A 23,001-nucleotide genomic window follows, 5' to 3' on the forward strand; every position below is an offset into this window, starting at 1 on the left:
CCGGTGAAAACATCAAGCACGATCCCAACAGGAGAGGCCAGCACTCATGACCGAGACCGCGCGTTCGGGCTCCGCTCGATCCAGCAAGCCCAAGGGCTTGACCATCGAGCGGATCCACACCATCGAGGGGGTTCACCCCTACGACGAGGTGACCTGGGAGAAGCGCGACGTCACGCAGAGCAACTGGAAGACCGGCGAGGTCATCTTCGACCAGCGAGGTGTGGAGTTCCCCAACTTCTGGTCGGTCAACGCCAGCACGATCGTGACGACCAAATACTTCCGCGGCGCCGTCGGCACGCCAGCACGTGAGTCGAGCCTGCGCCAACTGATCGACCGCGTCGTGCTCACCTACACCAAGGCCGGCCGCGAGCACGGCTACTTCGCTACCGACCAGGACGCCGAGATCTTCGAGCACGAGCTCACCTATGCCCTGCTGCACCAGGTGTTCTCGTTCAACTCGCCGGTGTGGTTCAACGTCGGGACCAAGAGCCCCCAGCAGGTGTCCGCGTGTCAGCCCTATGACGCGCCGGTCAGCACGCCCGCGGGTCTCGTCCCGATCGGGCAACTCGTTCGTGACGATGCTGTGGGCATGAAGGTCCACGACGCGCACGGGATCACCCGGATCGTCGCGACGAAGGCGAACGGGGTCAAGGACGTCCTGCGGGTCCACACCAAGGCCGGCTATGTCCTCGACGTCACCGCTGACCACCTGGTCTGGAAGACCTATGCAACCGGGTCCGGTGGCCGCTTCGTCGAGGCGGGCTCACTGGGTCCGGGGGACATGGTCGAGTGGCACCGCCGTGAGGCCTTCGGGGAGGACGAGATCCTCGGCCGAGAGATCGCCGAGGCCGCGCTCGCGGGGTGGCTGCAGTCCGACGGTTTCGTCGGGCAATACGCCGGGACCAACCGGTCGTTGACGATCGAGGCCATGACGGTCACCCCCGCCGAACTCGCCTGGGTGACTGACGCGCTTGACGTGGTCTTCCCGGAGGTGCACCGTCACGAGCGGAAGGTCACCACCCAGGACGAGTCGCTGGACTGCCGGCGCACCCGCCTCTACGGAACCGGGCTGACCGAATTCATCGACGCCTGGGGCCTGCGTACGCGGGGCAATGCGATGGAGGTGCCGCAGCGCCTGTTCACCGCGCCGCTGCCGGTGGTCGCGGCTTACCTGCGCAGCATCTTCCAGGCCGAGGGCTTTGTCTCTGCCCGGGAGCGCTCGACGGTCGTCGAGGTGGACATGGTGGGCGAGGCTCACATCCGCGGGATGCAGGCGTTGCTGCTGCGCTTCGGCATCTTCGCCCGGGTCGGGTTCAAGGCGGACCGTCGTCCGGACCGCCAGGGCACCTGGACCTTGCGGATCCAGAACGCGGGCGACCGTCGCCTCTTCGCCGACGCCATCGGTTTCATCGACCCGGTCAAGGCGGACAAGCTCGAGGCCAGCTTCGAGAAGCCGGGCCGGGGAGCGGCGCCGACGAAGGTCCTGCAGATCGACCGGATCGAGGCGCGCGGACCCATGGAGGTCTACGACATCCAGACCGAGAGCGGCGAATACCTCTCCGGAAACCTGCGCGTCCACAACTGTTTCATCCTGTCCGTGGACGACTCGATGGACTCGATCCTCAACTGGTACAAAGAAGAAGGGTTCATCTTCAAGGGCGGCTCCGGGGCCGGCCTCAACCTCTCCCGGATCCGCTCGTCGAAGGAGTTGCTGAGCAGCGGCGGGACCGCCTCCGGTCCGGTGTCCTTCATGCGCGGCGCCGACGCCTCCGCGGGGACCATCAAGTCCGGTGGGGCGACCCGCCGCGCCGCCAAGATGGTCGTCCTCGACGTCGACCACCCCGACATTGAGGAGTTCGTCTCGACCAAGGCCCGCGAGGAGGACAAGATCCGCGCCCTGCGGGACGCCGGCTTCGACATGGACCTCGGCGGCAAGGACATCGTCAGCGTCCAGTACCAGAACGCGAACAACTCGGTGCGCGTGACGGATGAGTTCATGTCGGCAGTCGAGTCCGACAGTGCGTTCGGGTTGCGCGCCCGGATGAGCGGCGAGGTCATCGAGGAGGTCGACGCCCGCACGCTGATGCGCTCGATCGCCCAGGCCGCCTGGGAGTGCGCCGACCCGGGGATTCAATACGACGACACGATCAACGGCTGGCACACCAACCCCGAAACGGGCCGGATCACTGCATCGAATCCGTGCTTCACGCGCGACACATTGGTGCACACCGACCGGGGGCTGATCCGGTTCGACGAACTGCTCGAGCGCACGGGCGCGGGTGAGGAGTTCGCCGTCTATACCCACGACGCCACCAATCCGGACGCGCCGGCCGCGGTCATGCAGCTGACCAGCCCCAAGGCGTGGATGATCACCGGCCGCAACCCGATCGTGCGGCTGCGCTTCAACTCCGGGTTGGAGCTGCGGTGCACCCCCACCCACCGGATCTGGACCACCAACCGCGGCTACGTCGAGGCGCAGGGCCTCACGGCGGACGACAAGGTTCTCGCCCTCGACCTGCCGACGCCGGCGGTGAACGCCAGCTGGACCCTTCCGGAGGCCGCGCGGCTGGCCAGGATCCCGGCACCGGGCGAGCGCCAAGCCACGCTCGACCTGCCTGAGGAGTGGAGCGCCGATCTGGCGCACTACCTCGGCTGGCTCATCGGCGGCGGCTCGACATCCTCGACCGTCAGCACGATTTACGGGTCGGCCGAAGACCGCACCGAGATCCTCCCACGACACGAGGAGTTCCTCGCCGCGATCAACGCCGGCCGGGCCCTCAAACTCTCCGAGCAGGCCAATGGGACGGCCCAGTTGCGCCTCGGCCGGGGTCAGTTCTTCCGCTTCCTCGCGGGCCTAGGCGTCACCCGGGCGCTCGGCGCCGAGAAGGTGCTGCCCGCGGCGATCATGCAGGCACCCACCGAGATTTCGGCAGAGTTCCTTCGCGGGCTGTTCGACGCCGATGGAACGGCGGTGCGAAACGAGACCAAGGGCTCGTACGCGGGGCTGGGGTCGGCCTCCCGGGCGTTGTTGATCGACGTGCAGCGCCTCCTGTCGACCTTCGGGATTTCCAGCCGGATCTACCAAATCCTCGAGGCAAGCGACGACGGCTACCGCCACACGCGGGCCGACGGCTCGACCCGGCGATACCGCCACGGGGCCGGCTACGACCTGCGCATCACCGGTCGCTCGCTTGATGTTTTCGCCGCGCAGATCGGGTTCACGCTCTCGCGCAAGGCGGCAACGCTCAGCGACATCATCACCAGCCGCACGGCATACGTGACCGACCGAACGGTGCGCCTCACGGAGCGCACGGACGAGGGAATCGAGCTCACCTACAACCTGTCCGAGCCGCGCAACCATTCCTACGTTGCCAACGGCGTCGTCGTGCGCAACTGCAGTGAATATATGTCGCTCGACAACTCATCCTGTAATCTCGCCTCGCTCAACCTGCTGAAGTTCCTCGGCGAGGACGAGACCTTCGATGCCGAGCGTTTCCAGCAGGTCGTAGAGCTGGTCATCACGGCGATGGACATCTCGATCAGCTTCGCCGACTTCCCGACCGAGGCGATCGGCGCGACCACGCGCGACTACCGCCAGCTCGGCGTCGGCTACGCCAACCTCGGTGCCCTGCTCATGGCCACCGGGCACGGCTACGACTCCGAGGGCGGGCGTGCGCTCGCCGCGGCGATCACCTCGCTGATGACCGGCGCGGCATACAAGCGCTCGACGGAACTGGCGGCGGTCGTCGGCCCCTATTCCGGCTATGCCCGCAATGCCGACGCCCACAAGCGCGTCATGCGCAAGCACCAGGCGGCCAACGACGCGTTGCGCACCAAGTACGCGATGGACGAGGACATCCACCGCCACGCCACCCGCGCCTGGGACGCCGTCATCAAGGGCGGCGAGAAGAACGGCTTCCGCAACGCCCAAGCCAGCCTGCTCGCGCCGACCGGCTGCCTGACCGGGGACACCCTGATCACGACCGATCGCGGCTTGCAGCGGCTCTGTGACCTCGGCGACGTGTGGGGGGAGAAGTGGCAGGACGTCGACCTCACCGTCTCCACGGACGAAGGCCCGCGGACGGCGACAAAGTTCTTCGTCAATGGTGAAGAGCCAACCCGGAAGGTCGTGACGAAGACCGGCTACTCGATCACGGGCACGCTCGCTCACCGGATCAAGATCGTCGACCCGGTGACGGGCGCGTGGGTGTGGAAGCGGATGGCCGAGGTTGCCCCGGGCGATCTCGTCCCGATGCAGCTCGACACCCTCGTGGGCGACTCACGCGAGGTGCCGCTCCCCGTTCTCGATCAGGTCTACTACACCGGGGACCATGACCTCGTCGTCCCATCGATCGTCGACGCCGAGCTGGCCGAACTCGTGGGCTACTTCATGGGTGACGGCAGCCTGCACGCCAAGGGAATCCGCCTCTGCGTCGCCGATGGTGACGCCGACGTCATCGACCGCATTGGTGTCCTCGCGAAGGGTCTCTTCAATCTCCAGCCCGTCGTCACGGCGCAGCAGGGGTACCAGGAGGTCACTCTTCAGTCGGTGCGGTTGGCGCGGTGGTGGACAGAGGCCGGGTTCGCCAAGAACCTTCCCGGGGTGGACCATTCCGGGAAGGGCTGGACCCCTCGCATCCCTGCGGCGATCCTGGAGACCAACGACCGGTCGATCTATGCCGCCTTCCTGCGCGGCTTGTTCGAGGCCGACGGCACCGTGCTCGACGGTGTTCCGACGCTGTCGAGCGCCTCCCCCTCGTTCGCCGGGGAGTTGCGCACGGTGCTTCTGGCGCTCGGCTACCCGTCGACGACCCGCACCACGAGGTCCGGTTCGGGGCGGTCCGATCCACGTGGTGCAGTTGCGCAACGTCCAGCACGCCGTGCGCTTCGGCACGCAGATCGGTTTCATGGGCGGGCGCAAGTCCGCGGCTCGTGGCGAGCGTCCGTGGACCACAATCCGGCAACTGCGACCGCATCCACCTCCCCGGTGACCTGTGGCTCGAGCTCGCCCCGATCGGCTCGCCGTTGCGCGACCTCGTCCGTCAGGCGGTCACCCGCGGTCACGGCATCAGCAGAGACACCGCCGCCCGGCTGTTCGCCGAGACCGGCGATGCGCGCCTCGGCCACGCCCTCGGCTTCGTCTACGAGACGGTGGCGGCCAATGAGGACGGCGGTGTGCAGCCGACATACGACCTCTCCGTGCCCTCGAATGTCACCTATGTCGCCTCCGGATTCGTCAGCCACAACACCATCGGTTTCATGATGGACTGCGACACAACGGGAATCGAGCCCGACTTCTCGCTCGTCAAGTTCAAGAAGCTCGTCGGTGGCGGGTCGATGCAGATCGTCAACCTCACGATCCCGCGGGCGCTGCGCAAGCTCGGGTATGCCGAGGAGACCATCGAGGCCATCGTCGAATACATCGCCGACAAGGGACACGTCGTCGATGCCCCCGGCCTGAGGCGGGAGCACCATGAGATCTTCGACACGGCGATGGGGGAGCGGGCCATCTCTCCTATGGGGCACGTGCGGATGATGGCGGCGACCCAGCCGTTCCTATCCGGCGCGATCTCTAAGACCGTGAACCTGCCGGAGAGCGCCACGGTCGAGGAGATCGAGGACGTCTACGTCCAGGGCTGGAAGCTCGGCCTGAAGGCGCTGGCGGTCTATCGCGACAACTGCAAGGTCGGCCAGCCGCTCTCCGATGCCGGGTCAAGCGCCAGGGCCAAGGACGCGGCGGCGACCCCGGCCATCGAGAAGGTCGTCGAATACCGCCCGGTCCGAGAGCGCCTGCCCAAGCGGCGCAACTCCCAGACCACGTCGTTCACGGTCGGCGGTGCCGAGGGCTACCTGACCGCCGGCACCTATGACGACGGCCGGCTCGGCGAGCTGTTCCTCAAGTTCGGCAAGCAGGGCTCGACCCTCGCCGGCGTGATGGACGCCTTCTCGATCGCGATCTCGGTGGCGCTGCAATATGGGGTGCCGTTGGAGACCTATGTCGAGAAGTTCACGAACATGCGATTCGAGCCGGCCGGTATGACGGACGACCCGGACGTGCGGATGGCCCAGTCGCTGATGGACTATGTCTTCCGGCGCCTCGCGCTGGACTACATGGACTTCGACACTCGCTCGTTCATGGGGATCCACACCGCCGAGGAGCGTGCCCGTCAGCTCGAGACCGGTTCGTATGCCGCGGTCAGCGTCGACACCGAATCCGACGAGGAGTTGGAGGACGAGATCGAGTCGCTGTCCCAGGGACTCGGCGCCTCCTCGAAGCGGTCCCAACGGCCGGCGCACGAGGGCCGCGACCTGGACACCGACCGGGTCAAGTCCGGAGCTGGCGCCGCATCGGCCCGCGAGGTCTCCGGTGACATCCACTCCTCCCAGGACCTGCTCGCCCGCTTCCAAGGCAAGACGGCCGATGCGCCGATGTGCATGACCTGCGGCACCAAGATGCGTCCCGCCGGCTCCTGCTACGTCTGCGAAGGCTGCGGCTCGACCAGCGGCTGCAGCTGAAAGGTCAGCGATAGGGCAATTGGCGCAACGTGGTTGGGTCGATCCGGAGGGTCGACCCAACCACGTTGGCCGGGATGATTAACGTCCGGGCGGCAAACGACGGCTGGGCGACAGCATTGGCGACAGGTCAACGGGTCGTGTCCGGGCGGAGCGTCCCTGCGGCATCGGCGTCAAGCACTCGTTGGATCAGCGCGGACGTCGAGATCGTGGATGTGCGTGGAATGTAGCGAAATCTTGCCGCCTTGATGGCCGCGCCGTACACGGCTTGGGCAGCCTCCGGCGACCGGTCATCGCCGTGGACCACCGTGGCGATCTCATACCTGGCCAGGAATTCCTCGTCGATCTGGAACGGCGCATCGGCGATGACCTCGTCCACATATCGGCAGGCCGCGATGACCGCGACCCGCTCGGCCAAGTTCATAACGGGCCGGCGCTTGTAGGTCGCGGCGCACTCGTCGCCGAGCACGCCGACGACAAGCCAGTCCCCGTACGTCCGGGCCGACTTGAGGAGTTCCACGTGTCCCGCGTGGAAGAGGTCACCGACCATGTCGACGTAGACCCGCGCACTGCCGGAGCTTGCGGCTAGCCTGCCCATGCGGAGGAATCATGCCCCACCTCCTCGCTGGAGCGGGACGTTCGGGCCCGGTCGGCGATCCCCGCGGCTGCGGACCCGTCGATGCGCCTTCCGTCGCGGGTTGCGCACCCGGTGACGATGTCGTTAGATGCCCCACATGGGTGTCTGGGAGTTCTACGAGTCGTTGGGAGAGAGCCCGCGGAAGGACCTGTCGCCGGTTCAGCAGGGGGTAGCCGCGATCTGTGATCTTCGGCAGGAGGTGAACTCTGGCGGCTTCGACGGCTACTTCCGCAATTGGGGCGGCGACACCGCCCCGGTTGCGCTCGATGCCCTGCCGACGGCGCTAGGCGAGGAGTGGGCCGGGGTGCTGCGTGACGCCATGGAATTGTTCGGCCCCACCTACCCGGCGAGTCAGCGTGAGCGCGAAGCGCTGATGGACGGGCTCGACCGTGACGCCGCACTCGAGGCACTCGACCAACGCTTCTTTGACCTGGAGGGCTCGACCGATGCGGACGCCCTCCTCGATGCCCAGCTGGCGTCCTAGTCGCCTGCACAGCCCACGAGATCCACCTCGAGCGGCGAACCTCCGCGGCGTACTCGTCGCCGAGCAGGCCGACGACAAGCCAACCCCCATAAGCCCTGGCCGCCTTGAGGAGTTCCACCGCGTGGAAGAGGTCACTGACCATGCCGAGGGGCGACGACGGCCAACCAAACGGACGAGAGAGTAAATAAAGTTTAGGCTATCGTGGTTTAGAACCAGTCTATTGGAGGTGCGATGCCGCGCAGGACGATCGCGCCGCTTCCGGAGGCAAACGAGGCGCTGCGGATTCTGGGTTCGCAAATCCGCCAGGCCCGGCACGGCCGCCGGTGGACAGCGGCAGATCTCGCGGCCCGGCTCGGGGTATCCCAGCCGACGGTCCTCGCGTTGGAGGCCGGCGCGCCTGGCACCGCCATCGGCACCGTGCTGAACGCCGCCGTCCTGACGGGTGTCCCGCTCTTCGGGACCGAGGATCGGGCCGAACTCGCCCGGATGCGTCGTCGCGGCGAGGAGAGACTGGCCTTGATCGGATCTCGGGTTCGTCCCGAGAAGGTCGACGAGGACTATGACTTCTGACGACGTCAGGACTTCTGACCACGCCGACGCCACACCGGCCTATGCCTGGGCCTGGCTGCCAGGGCACGCCGAGCCGGTGGTCGTGGGCCGGCTGCGCCAGCGTGGAGATCGGATTGTCTTTGGCTACGGGGAGTCCTACCTGGCGCGCCCAGACGCGCTGAGCCTCTACGGACCGGAGTTGCCGCTGCGTCCGGGCACTATCGAGCCCCTCGACGCTCTCGCCATGCCCGGGTGCCTCCGGGACGGATCACCGGATGCCTGGGGGCGTCGGGTCATCGAGGCCCGCCTCGGGGTTGCCGGACAACGGCTTGAGCGAGATCGGCTATCTCCTGGAGTCGGGGAGCAACCGCTTCGGTGCCCTGGACTTTCAAATGAGTCCGACCGTGTATGTCGACCGGTCCGACACAGCGACCCTCGACGAACTCCATGACGCTGCAGCTCGACTTCAACAGGGCAAGCAGCTTTCGCCGGTCGCAGAGGCTGCGCTCATCCACGGCACCAGCATCGGCGGCGCCCGTCCCAAGGTTTTGGTCGAGGACGCCGGCTGCCGTGGGCCGGCTTGTTTTCGATCGGATCGCCTTCAACATGGCGATCAGCAACCATGACGACCACGCGCGGAATCACGCGGCCTTCTGGAATGGGCACCAGCTGACCCTCACTCCCGCCTACGACCTCGCGCCGGGCATTCGGTCCGGCGAAACGGCCAGTCAAGCGATGGCATACGGACTGAATGGTCAGCGGGAGAGCACATTTAGCGGGCTGATCGACTCGTGCTCCGCTTATGACCTCACCCGCGAAGAGGCGCGGGCACGAATCGAGGCGATCAGCGAGAGCATCACCACGAACTGGTCGGCAGCCGCCGACCTCGCGCGGTTGCGGGAGGCGGACCGAAGCGTGCTGCGCAGGAACCAGATCCTGCATCCGGGAGCCACCCGCGGGGTGATCTGACGCTCGTCGCCGGCGGCGCCTGGGCGCAGGTGCCTGCTGAGTCCGTCCCTAGGGCAGGGAACCGGGGCGGGCAGGCAGTGCGTCATACGAGATCGGATTGCACTCACCCGTGGAGCCAGGCCATGACCAGCGAGCCCATCTTTTCCCAATCTCACATGCGCCGGCGCTGGGTCGCGGCCGTCGCCGTCGGGACGGCCGCGGCCGCCGCGGTGCTCGCCGGTTGTGACGGTGACGCCACCGCGCGAGCCACCTCGACGGCACATCCGCAGTCGCCATTCTTGGGGGAACTGGTCGCCTTCGACTCCTGCGCGCAACTGCTCGACTACTACCGAGCCAAGGCCAGGCCGCTCGTCGGAGCCTACGGCCTCGGCGGATACGGGGGGCGGGAGGGCGTCATGCGGCTGGAGGCCCGGGCGACCGCGGACGACGCGGCGTCGACGCCGGCAGCCGGAACCGCGGACACGGCCGGCGACTACAGCGAAACGAACAACCAGGAGAGCGGCGTCGACGAAGCCGACCAGGTCAAGACCGACGGCCGGATCATCGTCACCGCCCAGGGCGGCGGCCGAATCCACGTCACCGACGCCGCGACCGCCACCCGGCTGGCCACCATCTCGATCCCCAAGGCCGCGGACGCCTCCTCCGAACTGCTTTTGTCCGGCGACACCATGATCGTGCTCAGCACCACATCGGGCCCGTTCTTCGGTGCCTCTGACATCGCGAGAGATCTCCGAGCACCGGGCTTTCCTTCGGAACGGACCACCGTCACGCGTGTGGACCTGTCCGACCCGAGGAACCCGAAGGTGCTCGGGGCGGTGCGCATGGAGGGGTCCTACCGCTCCGCCCGGATGATCGGCGATGCGGTGCGGATGGTCATGGTCAGCCAACCCCCTGGGCTGACGTTCACGCAGCCGAAGGACAATTCGCTCACCGCCGAGGATGAGGCCAAGAAGGCCAACCAGCGCGCGATCGCGGACAGCACGATCGACGATTGGGTGCCCCACATCCAGCAGCTGAACGCCCAGGGCGAGGCTCAGGGCACCGAGCAGCTGACCAATTGCGCCGCGGTGGCACGTCCCAAGGAGTTCGCCGGCGTGGCCACCTTGTCGGTGGTGACCTTCGACATGGCCGCGAACGCCCGAAGCGTCGCACCCAAGTCCACCGTCGGTGTCGTGGCCAGCGGCGAGACGGTCTATGCCTCGAGCGACCGGCTGATCGTCGCGACCAGCCCGTGGGATCTGTTCAGCGCCGGCTGGATCCGCACCCCGGACCCGGCGAAGATGACGACCACCCTGCACGCCTTCGACATCAGCAACCCCGCGGCAACGACCTATACCGGGTCGGGCAGGGTCGCCGGCCGGCTGGTCAACCAGTTCGCGCTCGATGAAGACCACGGCACGATCCGGGTCGCCACCACGACGGCCGGGCTGGAGTGGCGGCGGCAGCGCTCCCAGTCCTCGCTCCTGGTGCTGCGTGAGCAGGGCGGAAAACTGGTGACGATCGGGCGAGTCGACGGGATGGGCTTGACCGAGCAGATCCGTTCGGTGCGCTATCTGTCGCCCGAGTTGGCGGCGGTCGTCACCTTCCGGCAAACCGACCCGCTCTATCTGGTCGATACCAGCGACCCCACGACACCACGCGTGGCGGGCGAGCTGAAGGTCCCCGGCTACTCGGCATACCTCCATCCACTCGGTGACGGCCGGCTGCTCGGCGTCGGTCAAGACGCAGACATCGAGAACGGGCAGACGAGGGGTTTGCAGGCCTCGCTCTTCGACATCTCCGTCCCGGCCAAGCCGGCGCGCCTGGCCCAGCTGACCTGGAAGGACACCAACTCCCCGGCGGAGTGGGATCACCGCGCCTTCTTGTGGTGGCAAGGAAAGGCCTACCTGCCGGCCACGTCCTGGCGCGAGTCCGACACCAAAGCGCCGGGTTTCTCCGGCGTGTTGTCGATCAATGTTGGCGATCGCACGCTGTCCGAGGGCAAGCGCGCGTCAACCGACACCGACCAGCAGTATGGCGACGGGCCGCGACGCGTGCTGGTCATCGGCTCGGACCTGTGGACGGTGGACTTCCAGGGGCTGGAACGCTTCGACCTCGCCACCTTGACGCATGAGGCCTACGTCCGCCTGTCTTCCTGACGGGCGGCTGCGCACGGTACCATCATCGTGCAGCAGATCGGACGGTCCGGAAACGACCACGGGGTGAGAACTGAGCGCTGACCAGCGGAGCGAGGACGCCGCAATGCCGTCCCGCGACCCGGTCATCAGCCGGCGTCGCCCGGCTCCCATCCTGTATGCCGCTCTGCTCGCGGTCGCTTTCCTGCTCACTCGGCTGATGCCGCCGACCGGGGACGACTGGAGCCGGATCGCCTTCGAACCGCGCACCGCCCGCGCGCTGCTCGAGAGGACGTGGCAGAGCTACACCGGCCACAACGGCCGCATTCTCGGCAACGGCCTATCGTTTGCGCTCATCGAGCCGGTCTGGGTGCGGGCGGGCGCCAAGGCCGCGGCGATCGTCGGGCTGGTTGCGCTCACGTCGTGGCTGGTGCGCAGCCGGTCACCCGGAACGGTGTTGCTGACCTTCGGCGGGCTGCTGCTGGTGCCGCCCGGGGTGTTCCGGGAGAGCTACGGCTGGTCGGCGGGCTTCTTCAACTATGTGCCGCCGATGCTCGCTGTGCTGCTGCTCGCCGGACTCCTCGGTGGCCGCGGCAGGCAGGGGTCTCGCGGTCGCCGGGCGGTTGTGGTCGCGCTGGCCGGGCTGGCCACGTTCGCCGGCTGCCTGTTCGTCGAGCACGTCACTGCGGCCCTGGCCACGCTGGCGGTCGGCGGCGGCCTGATCGGCGCGATCCGCCGCCGCTTCGACGCGGCCATCCTCGCCGCCGCGCTCGGTGCCGTTCTCGGCACGATCACCATGCTCGCCTCACCCGGGCTGCGGGAGGTCGGCCGCCACCAGGACGCCTACTTCTCGTATGCCGCATCCCTGCACGACCTGATCGCCACGGCGGTCCCCAACTACGCACTGATCACCCAATCGTTCGTGCTGTCCAACGCGGTGTTGCTGACCCTGCTGAGCGTGGCCGTGCTGGGCCGCGCCGCGCTCGGGGGTAGCGCGGGTCGGCGCGGCTGGCCGGATCTGCTGATCGCCGCGGGCATGCTGGGCGTCGCGGCATACGCGCTGCTCAGCCGGGTGGTCTTCGATGTGCGCCTGACCTGCACTGATGTCGAGCTGACCGGCTGTCACCGGCGCGCGCTCCGCGTCGACCTGCTTGCCTTGGTGCTCCTGCTCGCGGTGCTGGTTGCCGCCGCGAGCCGCTATCTGCGGCCCGGACACGAGCGGGCCACGTTCGCCGCGCTGCTGATTGCCACGCTCGCGATGCTGGGCCCGCTGCTCATCGTCGCCCCGATCGGGCCGCGCAACGTCTATGGCCCGACGGTGACGCTGTTGGCCATCGTCGCGCTGCTGGCCCGGCCGCTGCTCGACAGCCCCGCCCGGACGCGACGAGTCGTGGCGACCGCGCTGCTCGGCGCGCTCTGCGTGACCGGGGTCGGCGGGCTGTTCGTGATCGAGCGGGCCAACGCCGCGGTGGCCGCAGAGCGGGTCGCCGCGATGGCGGCGGCCGTCCGCTCCGGGGCCCCCAGCGTCGAGCTGACGCCCTTCCCGTATCGCGACTGGGTGCACCAACCACGCGATCAGAAGATCGGCGTTCGCTACTTCCGCGACCACCCGCGCGACATTGAGGTCATCGCCCGCTAGCTAGGCTAGGGAAACGCTGGTTGCGGTAGGGGCGGCGTTGTGGTGCTGGTGGGGTGGGTTAGCCCCCTCGGCACGGCTTTCGCCCTTAGGCGTGCCGGAAGGCTCCTTTCGACTTGGCGGGGCGTGTCGATCACCGCCGGGGCGCACCAGCAGCGTCGGCCCAGCCACGGTGGGGCCGGGCTTGTGGAGTCTGTCGCCGCTGGCCGAGGTGGGACAGCGTGTACCTGAGCGCATCTGCGTGAGTGGGTAACTGCCCGTCTTGGCTCCACTCGGTGGCGGATGTCCGCCGGCGAGGCGATGCTACTTGGCTGTCCCCTCAAAGGCGGACTGGTGGCGGAGCCCGCCGGCGACTGGACTGTCACCATGACAACCTTACCGAGGCACTGACGTCCGATGCCCGACACCGACCTTCGCTCCCTGGCAACGCGTCTCGACCAGCAGCAGGCACGACGAGACGTCCGGAATGGACTGCTACTGATCGTGATACCCCTCGCACTCTCCTTCATCGGATACTTGATGACCCCGGGCACACTCATCGTCACCGCCGTGCTTCCGATGGTCTTCGGCCTCGTTCTTCTCGCCCGGGGCGTGTACCAACTCAGCATGCGGAATTCACCGAACGGAGCGCCCCAGTGAGCCAGCGAGAACGCGCGCGTGCAATCGTCGCGGAGCGCTACGAATTCCGGCGAGACACGAGGTTGTCCCCGACGGAGGTCGCGGATGCCGTTGAGCAGGTGGCGCCGTTGTGCAAGTCCGGCTTTAGGGGGTCGATGACGCTCCTTCGCCGGGCCTCCGCGGCGGACGGGCGCATCGTGACGGACCTGCAGCTGAAGGGGCCCGGGGGCCTAGTGGGCATCATGGACGTCAGCGTCATGGCGACTCCACGGGATCGATGGCGGGAGCGGTGTGGAACTCTCCGTGGGCGACTTCCTGTTCCAGAAGGGCTCGTTCGGGCTGAAGCCCTCCATCAACGGCGCACCTGTCATTGAGAAATTTGTCACCCTGTTGCAAACGCAACTGATCTTCTAGTCCGGCAGACCGGGGCCTCACGGCATCAGCCCAGGCTCGCACGTCTCGATGGTCGCCTGCCGCGATGGCTGCAAGGGCGCGAGTAAGGCATCCATGGAGGCTTATTCACGAGGCTAGTTTCAGGAATTGTAGCCCGAGGACAGCGGTGATGGTTTGAGCGAATGTGTGGTAGGGCCGCCGGTAGTCGGTGTGGAGGATCCGCCAGGTTTTCAGGTGGGCGATGGTTCGTTCGATGGTGGCGCGGATCGCGTTGAGTTCTTTGTTGAATTGTTTCCGGTCGTCGGTGAGTTCTCCACCGGGTGGTTTCTTGATCGGGGTGATCAGGCCGGCGCCGATATAGCCTTTGTCGGCGACGATGGTGAGGAGGTCCTCGGTGTCGAGGACTCCGTGGGTGCGCAGGGCGGTCAGGTCGTGGGTGGACCCGGGAAGGGGATCGGAGACCCACAGCAGCCGGCCGGAGAGGGTGGCGGCGATGTGGACGTTGACACCGGTGGTGTGGTGTTTGCCGGAGTACAGGTCGGGGATGTCGGCCCAGGACCAGCACGGGAGCAGGGTTTCGTCGATGATCAGGGGGACGTCGGGGTCGAGGTCGTCCGCGACCGGGATCCAGTCGGCGGTGGCGTCGGCGAGGGCGGGGGTCATCGCGGCGATGGTCCGCGAGATCGTGGGCTGGGAGGTGGCGTACCGGTCGGCCAGGTCTGCTTGGGTGTGGTTTCGGCGCAGATGGGTCATGGTGATGATGATCGACTTTCGCAGTCCCAGCGACGGTGGGTAGGCCACTGGATATCCTGCGTTCTGCAGGTCGCGGATCATGATGACGAGACGGTCGATCTGGCCCCTGGTGAAACCGGTGGTAGAATACATTCGCGACGGCCCGTTCTGGAGTGTTTGAGTGTGCTAACCCAATGCTCTCTAAGGGCGGGCTGTCGCTTTGTTAGGCGCTCCGGTCAGAATGTCGCGTTTGTATTACGTTCCTCCCCCTGAATAAGCCTCATTGTGGGGTAGTTCGCCGATCTTTTGTCCAGCCTACCTCCTTTTCGAATGGTGTCAAGTAGTTGATTGTGGAATGCCGACGGAACAGGTTGTAGTAGATGAACCAGTTCCGAGACGCCCGGGTCAGGTGCCCGATGCTGGGCCAGGGACGGGTGTGAACGAGTTCCTTCTTGTAGGTCGCGTTGAATGATTCCGCGACAGCATTGTCGAAACACGAACCTGTGCGGCCGACACTCCGCCGGATCTTATGCTCGGCGCAGAAGTCGACGAATTGTTGACTGGTATACTGACTTCCACGGTCGCTGTGGAATATGACACCCGGTGCGGGTTTCTTCGTCTCCACCGCCATTCTTAAGGCGTCGATGACCAGGTCGGTGCGCATATGGTCGGCGATGGCCCACCCGACCAGGCCACGGGTGTGCAGATCGATGACGGTGGCCAGGTAGGCCCACCCGGTCCAGGTCTTGATGTAGGCGTTGGGTCGGGCCAGGGCGCCCTGCCGGTCTTGCGGCCGGTGGGTTTCCCTGGCCCGCCCTCCGAACCAACCAAGAACGGGAAGAAGTCCGTGGAGGTGGTCTACCTCATCACCTCCGCCAGCCATCACGACGCACAACCGGCCACCCTGGCCGCGTGGGTGCAGGGCCATTGGGGAATCGAGAACCGCGTCCATTGGGTGCGTGATGCCACCTTCGACGAGGACCGCTCCCAGGTCCGCACCGGCGTCTTGCCCCGCATCATGGCCAGCCTTCGGAACACCGCGATCAGCATCCTGAGGCTGACCGGCCGCTCCAACATCGCAGCCGCGACCAGGCATCACTCACGCAACCCAGAACGAGCCATCACATGCGCGCTGACCTGGTGAGATACGACCTTTCCGGGACCCTGAGGCTGCCCCCAACTTCACGAAACCGCTGCGACGGCCCCGCGGCGAAGGTCTCTCACCCCGCTCGAGTCCAAGGCGCCTCGTGGCGCACGATGTCGCCGCACCACGCCAGGCCCGGCGCGGGCGCGGTGAACGACCGCCCGATCAGGTCCGGCGCCGGTGCCTGAGTATGTCAACCTGATTTGGCCCCACTGTGACGGCTTGAACTGGCCCCAGGCTGGTGGTTCTGTCTTAGTTCTTGCGGGTGTGGGCGAGTCGGTAGCTGGTGGTGCCGGTTTGGATGATGTGGCCGTTGAAGGTGAGGCGATCGACGATCGCGGCACAGAGGCGCGGGTCGGTGAATGTTGTTGTCCAGGAGGAGAATGGCTCGTTCGCGGCGATGGCGATGGAGGCCTTTTCCTCGCGTTCGGTGAGTAGTTGGAAGAGGAGTTCGGCGCCGTGGCGGTCGAGGCTGAGGTAGCCGAGTTCGTCAATACAGAGCAGGTCGAGCCGGCCGTAGCGGGCGATGGTTTTCGCGAGTTGGTGCTCGCTGGCGGCTTCGGCGAGTTCGTTGACCAGTTTCGAGGCCAGCACGTAGCGGACCCGGTGGCCTTGTTCGGCGGCGGCGGTGCCGAGCCCGATGAGCAGGTGGGTTTTCCCGGTGCCGGAGTCCCCGATCAGGCATAGCGGGGATCCGGTGGTGATCCATTCGCCGGCGGCGAGGGTGTTGATGGTCGCGGGGTTGATCGCGGGGTTGGCGTCGAAGTTGAACTGTTCCAACCGTTTCGGTCTCGGGAACCCGGCTTCGCGGACGCGGCGGGCTTGCCGTCGGGTGGCGCGGTCGTCGCATTCGGCGCTGAGGAGGTCGGCGAGGAATCCGGCGTAGGAGAGGTGTTCCCGTTCGGCGGTGGCGAGGTGTTCGTCGAGGTCGTCGCGCACGGTGGGCAGGCCCAGGGTGCGGGCGGCGATGGCGACGGCGGCGATCGCGGCGGCGTCGCCGCCGCCGATGCTGCTGGTGCCGCGGGCGTGGGTGGCAGTTCGTGCTGGCATGAGGATTCTTCTTTCTGTCTCAGTGTGTTTCGGTGGTGGTGGCGGGGTTGAGCAGGGTGTCGTAGGCGGTCAGGTCGGGTACCGGGCGCGGGTCGGTCTCGATCCGGGCGGGGAGGGGGATGACGATCCCGCTGTCCGGGGCGGTGGCGGCGTGGCGGGCTTGGACGGCCACGACATCGGGATTGGTGGCCCCGATGGCCAGGGCGGCCTGGATCCCGGCCAGCACGGCCGCAGCCGGGAGGTTCCGGTGCAGCAGGAGCACCTCGATCATGGAGCGGGTCGCGGCCGCGTCGTCGTCGGGGTGGGCGCGGCGGGCCGCGTCCCACCAGGCGTCATGGGTGGAAGTGAACACCCCGGAGGTGCGGGCCTGGGCCAGCGCCAACGCGCCGGGCAGCGCCCCGGGTTTACGGGCCAGCACATCGAGGTAGTGATCGAGCACCAGCACCTGGGAGCCGCGATTGGTGGAGCGGGCATGGACCGCGACCAGGGCTTGCCCGTCATAGACACTCACGTGCTCGTCGTCGAGGACCACCCGCACGCGCCGCCCGACCAGCCGGGCCGGGACGGAGTAGGAGACCTGCCGCACGCTGACCCGGGCGTGTCGATCAACCCGCGGGGTCAACGTGGTCGCGACCTCATACGGTTCAGCCGGCAGCGGCCGCAGCAGCGGCTTCTCGTGGGCGAAGTCGAACCCCACTGTGCTGGTGCGCGATCCGACCCGCCGGGCATCGTCGGCGGTGTCGTACCCGGCCAACAACGCGTTCAGCTCCCCGACACTGGTCACCGCCGGGACCGGGACCAGATGGGTACGGCGGAACCGGCCGCCCTCACCCTCGACACCGCCCTTCTCGTGGGCGCCGTCGCGGCCAGGACGGCAGTAGAAGGCGTCGAAGCCGTAGTAGGAGCGGAAGATCGTCCACCGGTCGGTTTCGACCCTCGAGCGGCCCTGGCAGATCTTCTTCACCGCGGCCGAGAGATTGTCATACCGGATCGCGCCCACCGGGACCCCACCGAGCTCGGTGAACGCGGCAACATGCCCAGCCAGGAAAGACTCCTGCGACGCGGACTGGTACACCCGGTGAACCGCTTTGCCCGAGTACGACATCCGGAACGTGAACAAATACCACTTGACCCGCTGCCCCTGGCAGTCAACCCACAAATCAGCGAAGTCGACCTCGGCCTCCGCGCCCGGTTCGTGCCACTGCGGCACGAACACCTCATCCAGACTGCGGCCGGCCTCCGCGGCGATCCGCGGCCGCGCCACGCGGACATAATCACGGACCGTGGAATACGAGATCACCAGCCCGTGCTCGGTCACCAGCCGGTCCCGGACCCGGACCGCGGTGTGCCGCTGCTTCCGCGGCGCGGTCAGGTCCGCGGTCAACATCGCGTCGATCAACTCCCGCGCCCCATCCAGCACCGGAGCCCGACGCTCCGCCAATTTCCGTTGCGGCGGAACAGGATCCGCCAACGCCGCCCGGACCGTACGGCGATGGACCCCATACCGATCCGCGAGCCCCCGGATCGAGATCGACTCATCCAGCCGCCTATCCCGGCGGATCTGCTCGAACAACTCCACCCTCGACCTCCACACGACCCCGCGCCCCGCTTTCGACTCGACGACACCTGTCACATCGAGCCAACCCGGGTTGGGGCCAAATCAGACCGTCACGACACCCCCACACAGACACACAGGTGGGGCCAGTTCAAGCCGTCACAGTGGGGCCAAATCAGGCTGCCAAACTCACCTGAGCCGGCGCGTCCCCGGCGATGGTCGTCTTGCGCCACGCCTTCGGGTGACGTCCCTGTAGCCCCGCCTGCTGCATCAGCCGGTGGACCCGCTTGCGGGAGACCCGCCGGTCCATCGCGAGCAAACCGGCGTGGATCCGGCGCACCCCCGGGTTGCCGTCGAGGTACTTGTGCAGCACCCGGATCAGGGTCAGCAGCTGCGCATCCTCACTGGCCCGCGGCCCCAACGGCTGCGACTGCGCCGCCAGCCACTTGTAATACCCCGAGGTGGAGACCTCCAACTCGGCGGACATAAACTTCACCGGGAACTCGCCCTCGCTGGCCCAGTCCGCGATCGCGGCGTACTTCACCGCTGCTCGTTCGCGAACCAGGCCGCGACTCTTTTTGCAAACGCCACCTGCATCTCCAGCTGCGCGATCGTCGCGGCGTCGGTCTTCTTCTCCGACCGCAAACGGATCAACTCCGCCCGCTCGGACTCGCTCACCGGCCGATCCGCCCGCGCGCGATCACGCGCTTCTCGTTCCTTCTTCACCCATTTCCCCAATGAGGTTTTCTCACCAGCGGCCTCGTTGCATGGTGAGAATGACGAGGGCGGCGGCGGTGATATCGCCGATCCGCCAGGGGCAGAGGGTGACCCGGCGGAGGGCTTTGAAGGACTTCAGGAGGGCGTTGGCGCGTTCGGCCGGGGCGCGCAGGGAGCACAGGAGCAGGTTGTGGGTGCGGTTGTCGGGGCAGAGGTTGGCGCCCTTGTAGGGGAGGTGGATGCCGATCCCGGCGCCGACGTAGCCCTTGTCGGCCAGGGTCGGCAACCCGGCGGCGGCGGCCGGATAGAGGGCGGGCAGAACGTGCCGGCGGGCGGCGCTCAGGTCGTGGGTGGAGCCGGGTTCGACCGGCGAGACCCAGACCGGGAACCCGCTCGGGTCGGTGACGACCTGGATGTTCCCGCCGTGTCGTTTGTGTTTCCCGGCCTACCACAGGTCATGTCCGGCAGCGGATGTCGCCGATGAGCGGGTGGATGCGATCAGGGTGCCATCGAGGCACACGTACGCCCACCCGGCCGCGTGTCCGGCGGCCAGCACTTCGGGCAGGTCCGGCAGGTGGGCGGCGATCACCGATATCGCTTCGTGTAGGTAGCGGTACCCGCTCGCCTGGCTGACCTTCGCGTCGCGGGCGAGCAGGTCGATGTCGGTGCCGTCCTTGAGCCAGCGTAGGACGAGGATGGCCTGGGTCCAGCAGGTCGCGGCCCGCTGCCATGGCCGGCGATCGACTCGGCGGCGGTGGGCTTGTAGCCAGCGGGAGACCCGGGCGCCGGTGGAAACGGGGACGTCGAGGGTGGCACGATATGACAGCACGCGGGGTCCTGGGTCGAGACGGGGACTTTGTCGAAACCGACTCTGGCCCCATGGACCCCGCGTGGCACATCCGACACGCCATCACCCCAGGTCACACGCGTCACACCCAGCGGTCAACCCCGGCCTGGTGAGAAAACCTCAATGTGTACTCATGGCAGCCGATATTCCTGGCCACCTCGGCGATGGTCCGGTCATCATCCAACACGAACCCGACCGCCTGCGACTTGTACTCCGCCGTGAACGCCCGACGCGTATCACCCATGACGTGAAACTCCTTCAAAGACAGGGCAACCCCTCCCGTGTCCACCAAACCGGGTACGGTCCACAGGTAGTTCCGGAACCGGGCCAGCATCTCCTCTTCGACACCGACCGGCACCATCGGGTGCGCGGCCGGAGCCACGCCGAGATGACGCAGATACCCCAACGTCGGGCCAAGCGCCTGCAGCGAGTAGAGATGGGCGTAATCGCGACGACGCTCCACGAGGAACTGCGCGATCACCGCCTCGGTCAACTCGCCCGGGCCCAAACCGTGGGCCTGCAGCCACCGGGACAAATGCGCCGCCAGCTGCAGCTGGTTCGTCGCCGACGTCGACGCGTAACCCAACGCCAACAACTCTGCGGCAAGCCCAGGCGCCAACGGCGTCAGCGGGCCAATGAACCGAACCCGTGACGGATCCGAAATGCTGTGCATGATCGTGCTCCCTTCGACAGAACCGAAGGCCCCAGCGTCCATGCACAGCGACCGGTTATGCCGACCCCATCTGCCCAATCGCCCACCCGGCCAGCCCTGCCTCCAACGACATCGGCATAACCACGACGTCGGGATAAAACGGGTCGTAACAGATCACCGCGTTCGGGGCGTGCTCCCGCACGGTCTTGGCGTACGCCGGCCCCAGGTCCATCGACACCGTCTCGATCGCGTCCCCGCCACCGGCGGGTAGGTCGGCGAAGAACCGGGCAAGTGCGTCCGCGTCTTTGCCGGCAGGGCCCCACACGATCGAGCCGGTAGGGTCCACTCGCGCCGAGGAGCCATAGGTCGAACAGTAGCCATTCGCCGCGATCCTCACCACGTTGCGGCTGGCTGCTCACCCCTTGCGCATCGAGCCGGGGGGGGGGGTACCGTTAGCTACTTCTACCTGTATCCAGGCGTCATGCCGCGCTCTGAACCCGGATCCGCGAGTAGCTTGCGTGTGGGTTGGGCGGCCAGTGAACGGCGGATAGATTTTGTGTTGTGGCAGTGTGTTTTTGGGTGCGGGCAGCGCGGATGGCCCGGTGGCGCTCGGGTGGGCGGGTCTTCGGGGTCCTGGGTCGTCGGGACGGGGGATTCGCGGGTTAGGCCGCGGTGGGTAAGGCCCGGATCCGGGCCAGGACGGTGGGCAGGAGCTGGCGGTCGGGCGGCAGCCGCAGGATCAGCTGGCGGCCGTGGCGGACTATGCGGGCTGGGACGCAGAGCAGTTCGTGGCGTAGGCGGGCGCCGTGGGCGCGGTGACGCTGGTCGATCCCGGTCAGGGCTTGCAGCAGGACGGAGATGTTCCCGGCGAGCAGGGCAGCCCACATCCACACCGTGTTGATGGCGTGGTCGCCCGACGGCAGATGCCGCAGCGCGGCCCCGAGTTTGGCTTCCCGGATCCGGTCCTCAATGTCGGTGCGGCGGCGGAACCAGGACTCGACCTGCGTGATCGAGGCAACCGGTGCGGCCGCCTCACCCGGCTCCGCCGGCTCCGCCGGCTGGGCCGGCTCGGCCGGCTCGGTGGGGTTGGCCGGGTGGTCGTTGGCGGGGATATTGGTGACGATGAAGGAGACCGCGTGGGCGTGGGTGGCCGCGCCCTCCAAGGCGAGGGTGAGTTGGTTCTTCTCGATGGTGCGCCGGCGCCGTGAGCGGGGGTCGTCGGAGATGTCCTCGGCCTCGATGCGGACCCGGCGCACGATGGTGTACGTGTGCGGCGGCCACCCCTGCGGGGCGTAGTCGACCGCGGCGACCTGCGCGCCGGGCATCCCCTCCGCCGCACCCCAGGCGTCCTCGGGGATGGCGGCGTAGGCGCGCCACATCGCGGTGTTCCGTTTCGCGGCGATGGCGAAGTCACACCCGGCCGCCACCGCGGCGTGGGCCAGGTCGGCGGTGAAGTAGCCGGCATCCGCGCGCACCCGCAACCGATCCCAGTCGGCCGCGGCCGAGCGGATGTCCTCGGGGATCCCGGCCAGGGTGCGGCGCAGCAGGTCAGCGGCCCGGGGCCTCACATCCTCATTCCCCGCGAGCAACTCCGCGGCCAGGGTCAGCCCGGCCTCGGCCCAGGTCCCCAGATGCGGACGGCCCGCGCGCTGACCGTGATAGTTGTAGGCCACGCCCTGCTTCGTCGGCCCGTACACCTCCACATCGGTGGAATCCAAGTCCACCGTCACCGCCGCGGCCAGCACCGCCCGGCGGGACGCCGGCAACAACCCGACCGCATGACCGGTCAGGTCCGCGACCGCACTCTCCAGGCCGGCCAGCTGCGCCGGCCCGAACCGGCGGGCCAACCCCGCCGCCGTGGTCGAGGCCAACACCGGCACCGCCGACAACGCGGACCCGGCCACATCCTGGCGCTGCCGGTCCAACGCGGCCAGCACATCCCCGCCGAGCAGCTGGCACTGCGCCAGCGACACCAGCACCTGCCCGGCCGTCGCGCCCCGCTCCCGCTCCTTGATCGCACCGATCCCCCGGTCCAGGCGCCCGACCAGGTCCAGTTTCTCGATGAACTCCGCGAGCGCTGCCACCCCCGAGGTCCCGGTCAACGACGGATCCGGCGCGCCGATCCGCACCCGCTTCCGCACCCGGCCACGACCACGTACTCTCTTCATCGACAAGGTGCTTCTCCTCGCTGGCCAATCGAAGGCTTCGTAACCCCGATTCTCCCAGTAGGACAAGCACCTTCGTCACATCACACGCCGATCACCCCACCACTACTCGCGGATCCGGGTTCTGACTCCTGGGGTTCTTGGCTATACCTACTTCGGGCGCAAAGAGGGTATGTCGATGAAACGCCGTACTATTTCGGTCCCAATCACCTGCTTGCTCCTGTTG

At 67.4% G+C, this 23,001-nt stretch carries 19 protein-coding genes and 1 pseudogene; 9 read left to right on the forward strand and 11 right to left on the reverse strand.

Translation table 11 applies throughout. The features are described 5' to 3' along the window. The first annotated feature begins 46 nt into the window (after positions 1 to 46). On the forward strand, positions 47 to 5,263 hold the full coding sequence (locus tag V9G19_RS26800) for an LAGLIDADG family homing endonuclease (protein WP_462288422.1): 5,217 nt from the start codon (positions 47 to 49) through the stop codon (positions 5,261 to 5,263). Then, complete coding sequence (locus V9G19_RS26805; protein ID WP_462288423.1) at positions 5,176 to 6,516, forward strand: TSCPD domain-containing protein; 1,341 nt, start codon at positions 5,176 to 5,178, stop codon at positions 6,514 to 6,516. The genes V9G19_RS26800 and V9G19_RS26805 overlap by 88 nt, the downstream gene beginning before the upstream one ends. 127 nt (positions 6,517 to 6,643) lie before the next feature. Here the strand turns inward: V9G19_RS26805 and V9G19_RS26810 are convergent, their stop codons facing one another. Next, positions 6,644 to 7,111, reverse strand: a complete 468-nt coding sequence (locus tag V9G19_RS26810; RefSeq protein ID WP_462288424.1) for an adenylyltransferase/cytidyltransferase family protein — start codon at positions 7,109 to 7,111, stop codon at positions 6,644 to 6,646. A gap of 127 nt (positions 7,112 to 7,238) precedes the next feature. Here V9G19_RS26810 and V9G19_RS26815 point away from each other — a divergent pair, with 127 nt between their 5' ends. The 6 genes from V9G19_RS26815 to V9G19_RS26840 all read left to right on the forward strand — a co-directional run bounded on the left by V9G19_RS26815 (position 7,239) and on the right by V9G19_RS26840 (position 12,905). Continuing rightward, a complete protein-coding gene (locus V9G19_RS26815; protein ID WP_462288425.1) occupies positions 7,239 to 7,634 on the forward strand; it encodes a DMP19 family protein in 396 nt (131 codons plus the stop codon). A 231-nt stretch (positions 7,635 to 7,865) separates the two neighbouring features. Beyond that, positions 7,866 to 8,204: a helix-turn-helix transcriptional regulator gene (locus V9G19_RS26820; protein ID WP_462288426.1), complete on the forward strand. Its 339-nt coding sequence runs from the start codon at positions 7,866 to 7,868 to the stop codon at positions 8,202 to 8,204. Beyond that, positions 8,194 to 8,634 (forward strand): HipA N-terminal domain-containing protein, encoded by a 441-nt coding sequence (locus V9G19_RS26825; RefSeq protein ID WP_462288427.1) that lies wholly within the window; start codon positions 8,194 to 8,196, stop codon positions 8,632 to 8,634. Before V9G19_RS26820 ends, V9G19_RS26825 begins: the two co-directional genes overlap by 11 nt. A gap of 155 nt (positions 8,635 to 8,789) precedes the next feature. Next, complete coding sequence (locus V9G19_RS26830) at positions 8,790 to 9,152, forward strand: HipA domain-containing protein (protein ID WP_462288499.1); 363 nt, start codon at positions 8,790 to 8,792, stop codon at positions 9,150 to 9,152. Between the two features lie 122 nt (positions 9,153 to 9,274). Next, positions 9,275 to 11,290: a beta-propeller domain-containing protein gene (locus V9G19_RS26835; protein ID WP_462288428.1), complete on the forward strand. Its 2,016-nt coding sequence runs from the start codon at positions 9,275 to 9,277 to the stop codon at positions 11,288 to 11,290. Positions 11,291 to 11,393: 103 nt separating this feature from the next. Further along, positions 11,394 to 12,905: a DUF6056 family protein gene (locus V9G19_RS26840; protein ID WP_462288429.1), complete on the forward strand. Its 1,512-nt coding sequence runs from the start codon at positions 11,394 to 11,396 to the stop codon at positions 12,903 to 12,905. A gap of 1,134 nt (positions 12,906 to 14,039) precedes the next feature. Here V9G19_RS26840 and V9G19_RS26845 read toward each other — a convergent pair. Further along, entirely contained in the window at positions 14,040 to 14,798 is a 759-nt protein-coding gene (locus tag V9G19_RS26845; protein WP_462288430.1) for a transposase family protein, read from the reverse strand. Positions 14,799 to 14,925: 127 nt separating this feature from the next. After that, entirely contained in the window at positions 14,926 to 15,597 is a 672-nt protein-coding gene (locus V9G19_RS26850) for an IS3 family transposase (RefSeq protein ID WP_462288431.1), read from the reverse strand. Positions 15,598 to 15,600: 3 nt separating this feature from the next. Here V9G19_RS26850 and V9G19_RS26855 point away from each other — a divergent pair, with 3 nt between their 5' ends. Then, entirely contained in the window at positions 15,601 to 15,789 is a 189-nt protein-coding gene (locus tag V9G19_RS26855; protein ID WP_462288432.1) for a hypothetical protein, read from the forward strand. Between the two features lie 252 nt (positions 15,790 to 16,041). Here V9G19_RS26855 and istB read toward each other — a convergent pair whose 3' ends face one another. From istB to V9G19_RS26895, 8 genes and pseudogenes are all read right to left on the reverse strand, one after another. Further along, complete coding sequence (gene istB / locus V9G19_RS26860) at positions 16,042 to 16,839, reverse strand: IS21-like element helper ATPase IstB (RefSeq protein WP_462287510.1); 798 nt, start codon at positions 16,837 to 16,839, stop codon at positions 16,042 to 16,044. Between the two features lie 19 nt (positions 16,840 to 16,858). After that, positions 16,859 to 18,418, reverse strand: a complete 1,560-nt coding sequence (gene istA, locus V9G19_RS26865) for an IS21 family transposase (RefSeq protein WP_462288433.1) — start codon at positions 18,416 to 18,418, stop codon at positions 16,859 to 16,861. Positions 18,419 to 18,569: 151 nt separating this feature from the next. Beyond that, positions 18,570 to 18,938, reverse strand: coding sequence for an IS3 family transposase (locus V9G19_RS26870; protein WP_462288434.1), 369 nt, complete (start codon positions 18,936 to 18,938; stop codon positions 18,570 to 18,572). Beyond that, positions 18,935 to 19,072 carry a hypothetical protein gene (locus V9G19_RS26875; protein ID WP_462288435.1) on the reverse strand — a complete coding sequence of 46 codons (138 nt, stop codon included), beginning with the start codon at positions 19,070 to 19,072 and terminating at the stop codon, positions 18,935 to 18,937. The genes V9G19_RS26870 and V9G19_RS26875 overlap by 4 nt, the downstream gene beginning before the upstream one ends. 70 nt (positions 19,073 to 19,142) lie before the next feature. Beyond that, positions 19,143 to 19,940 (reverse strand): annotated as a pseudogene (locus V9G19_RS26880) (transposase family protein). Between the two features lie 100 nt (positions 19,941 to 20,040). Next, complete coding sequence (locus V9G19_RS26885) at positions 20,041 to 20,631, reverse strand: transposase (RefSeq protein WP_462288436.1); 591 nt, start codon at positions 20,629 to 20,631, stop codon at positions 20,041 to 20,043. A 55-nt stretch (positions 20,632 to 20,686) separates the two neighbouring features. Then, positions 20,687 to 21,007, reverse strand: coding sequence for a transposase (locus V9G19_RS26890; RefSeq protein WP_462288437.1), 321 nt, complete (start codon positions 21,005 to 21,007; stop codon positions 20,687 to 20,689). Between the two features lie 265 nt (positions 21,008 to 21,272). After that, positions 21,273 to 22,778 carry an IS1380 family transposase gene (locus tag V9G19_RS26895; RefSeq protein ID WP_462288438.1) on the reverse strand — a complete coding sequence of 502 codons (1,506 nt, stop codon included), beginning with the start codon at positions 22,776 to 22,778 and terminating at the stop codon, positions 21,273 to 21,275. Positions 22,779 to 23,001 lie beyond the last annotated feature (223 nt).

Origin of the sequence: Nostocoides sp. (assembly GCF_037045025.1) — a bacterium.
Taxonomy (GTDB): Bacteria; Actinomycetota; Actinomycetes; order Actinomycetales; family Dermatophilaceae; genus Nostocoides_A.